The 2273-nt window shown below is 75.2% G+C and carries 3 protein-coding genes; 1 reads left to right on the top strand and 2 read right to left on the bottom strand.

Going from position 1 to position 2273, the window contains the following annotated elements:
- Both AC1D1T_RS32000 and AC1D1T_RS31995 read right to left on the bottom strand, forming a co-directional pair.
- A partial coding sequence (locus AC1D1T_RS32000; protein WP_477993390.1) for a phage holin family protein occupies positions 1-292 on the bottom strand: 292 nt, incomplete at its 3' end.
- The gene (locus AC1D1T_RS31995; RefSeq protein ID WP_477829042.1) at positions 292-609 is read right to left on the bottom strand and encodes an ElaB/YgaM/YqjD family protein; all 318 of its coding nucleotides are present in this window, start codon (positions 607-609) and stop codon (positions 292-294) included. The genes AC1D1T_RS32000 and AC1D1T_RS31995, both read right to left, overlap by 1 nt.
- Before the next feature lie 164 nt (positions 610-773).
- On the opposite strand from AC1D1T_RS31995, the gene AC1D1T_RS31990 reads away from it, so the two are divergent.
- Positions 774-2213, top strand: a complete 1440-nt coding sequence (locus AC1D1T_RS31990) for an AMP-binding protein (protein WP_477993388.1) — start codon at positions 774-776, stop codon at positions 2211-2213.
- Positions 2214-2273: the final 60 nt, after the last annotated feature.

The following is a 2273-nucleotide window of genomic DNA, read 5'->3' as shown; positions in this document are numbered from 1 at the left end:
GCGCCAAGCGTCGCCAGCGCCACCCGCCCAGCGCGGCCGCGGCGGCGAACAGCGCGGTCGCGAGACCGACCGCCAGCGGGCGCTGCGCCGGCTCGCACAGCAGCACCAGCCCGGTGGCGAGCAGCACGCTCGCGACCAGCGCGCAGAACACCGTGACGGCCGCGGCGATGAAGAGCGCCGCGAGGCGCAGCCGCTCCTCCTCGATCTCGACCGAGAGGAGTTCGAGCCGCGTGCGCCCGCTGTCGAGCAGCGTGCCCAGCAGCTGCGGCAACGCGTCGGCGGCCGACTGCATCAGCGGCGGGCCGCGAGGAAGCCGACCAGCAGCCCGACCGCCGCCGCGACGCCCATCGCGCCGTACGGGTGCGCGTGCACCGCGTGGTCGGCCTGCCGCGCGGCGCGGCGCGCCTGGTGCAGGGCATCGTCCTCGAGCTGCTCGAGCTGGCTGCGCATCTCGCGCACCTGCTCGGCCAGGCGCTGGCGCACCGCGTCGACCTTCTCGTCGCCGGTCTGGGCCGCGCTCTTCAGCATGCGTTCGGCCTCGTCGACCATCTGGCGCAGGCCGCCGGCCAGCGTATCGCTGCCATTGCCGGCAAAGGGTTGGGTGTGCATGGTGATCCTCCGGGTTCGCTTCGCACGCCGGGATCGGCGCGGTCGCATCGTAGGCAGGCCATGCCCGCCGGCGGTTTGCGCAAACGCAAGGCGGCGCGGGGTGCCGGTGCGCATCGTCGGGTGTTCCAATGGTCCCCAAGGGCACATTTGCACCGAAACCCGCGATGACCACCCCCCGTCCGGCACCTCCCGAAGCGGCCTCGCCGGTGTCCGACTGGCAATCGGCCGCCGACGCGGCATGGCAGGGTGCGGCACTCGCACTCGACGTGCTGGCCGTGCCGCAGGGCACGCCTGAGGCGCTGGCGGCGCGGCAGGCGCAGCGGCTCGCGGCGCTGCTGCAGTCGGCGGCGCGCGATTCGCCGCTGTACCGGAAACTGCTGCGCGGCATCGACCCGGCACGTGCGGCGCTGCGCGACCTGCCGGCGATCGACAAGCACACGCTGATGCACCGCTTCGACGACTGGGTGGCCGACCCGGCGCTGCGCCTGGCGGGCTTGCGGCGCTTCATCGCGCAGCCCGACGGCATCGGCCGGCCGTACCTCGGGCGCTACCAGGTGTGGGAGAGCTCGGGCAGCCAGGGCGAGCCGGCGCTGTTCGTGCAGGACGAGGGCGCGATGCGCGTCTACGACACGCTGGAGGCGTGCCGCCGGCCGGTGCTGCAGCCGTGGCGGCGGCTGCTCGACCCGTGGCTGCTGGGCGAGCGCATCGCGTTCGTCGGTGCCACCGGCGGGCATTTCGCGAGCACCGTGAGCGTCGAGCGGCTGCGGCACCGGGTGCCGGCGTGGGCGCCGCGGCTGCGCGGCTTCTCGTTCCTGCAGCCGGCGGCGGCGCTGGTGGCGCAGCTGCAGGCGTTCGCGCCGACCATCGTCGCGAGCTACCCGAGCGTGGCCGTGCTGCTGGCCGGCGAGCAGGCGGCGGGGCGCCTGCGCCTGCGCTTGCACGAGGTGTGGACCGGCGGCGAGACGCTGACGCCGGCGGCGCGGCGGCGCGTCGAGCAGGCGTTCGCCTGCCCGCTCGCGAATGCCTACGGCGCGTCGGAGTTCCTGCCGATCGCGTCGCAGTGCCGGCTCGGCCGGCTGCACCTGAACAGCGACTGGGTGCTGCTGGAGCAGCTGGACGCGCAGGGGCGGGTGCTGCCGCCGGGCGAGAGCGGCTGCCGCACGCTGCTGACGAACCTGGCGAACCGGGTGCAGCCGCTGATCCGCTGCGACCTCGGCGACCGCACGCGGCTGCAGGTGCAGCGCTGCGCGTGCGGCAGCGTCCTGCCGGTGGTCGAGGTGGAGGGGCGCTGCGACGACAGCCTGGTGCTCGGCCGCGACGGGGCGCGGGCGACGCTGGTGCCGCTGGCGCTGTGCACGGTGCTGGAGGAGGAGGCCGGCCTGTTCGATTTCGAGCTGGTGCAGCACGGGCCGTGCGAGCTGGTGCTGCGCGCGGCCGCTGGCGACCGGGGGGCGCCGGCGGTGTTGCGGCGGGCCGGTCGTGCGCTGGACGGCTTCCTGCGCCGGCAGGGGGCGCTGGGCGTGCGCATCCGGCTGTCGAGCGAGCCGCCCGCCGGCTGCCTGCCGAGCGGCAAGCGGCAGCGGGTGAGGGGTTCCTGCGCCTGATCAAGGGCGGCGGCGGGCACAGGCGGCACGCTGGGCGCGTGATTTTCACGACCACAGGAT

The organism is Rhizobacter sp. P2_H3, from assembly GCF_056403355.1.
Note: the sequence above shows the minus strand (reverse complement) of the source record. Positions and strands in the feature narration are given on the sequence as shown.

Excerpts from the sequence above, each read along its gene's own strand:
- AC1D1T_RS31995 (WP_477829042.1), bottom strand. The coding sequence starts at position 609 with ATGCACACCCAACCCTTTGCCGGCAATGGCAGCGATACGCTGGCCGGC.
- AC1D1T_RS31990 (WP_477993388.1), top strand. The coding sequence starts at position 774 with ATGACCACCCCCCGTCCGGCACCTCCCGAAGCGGCCTCGCCGGTGTCC.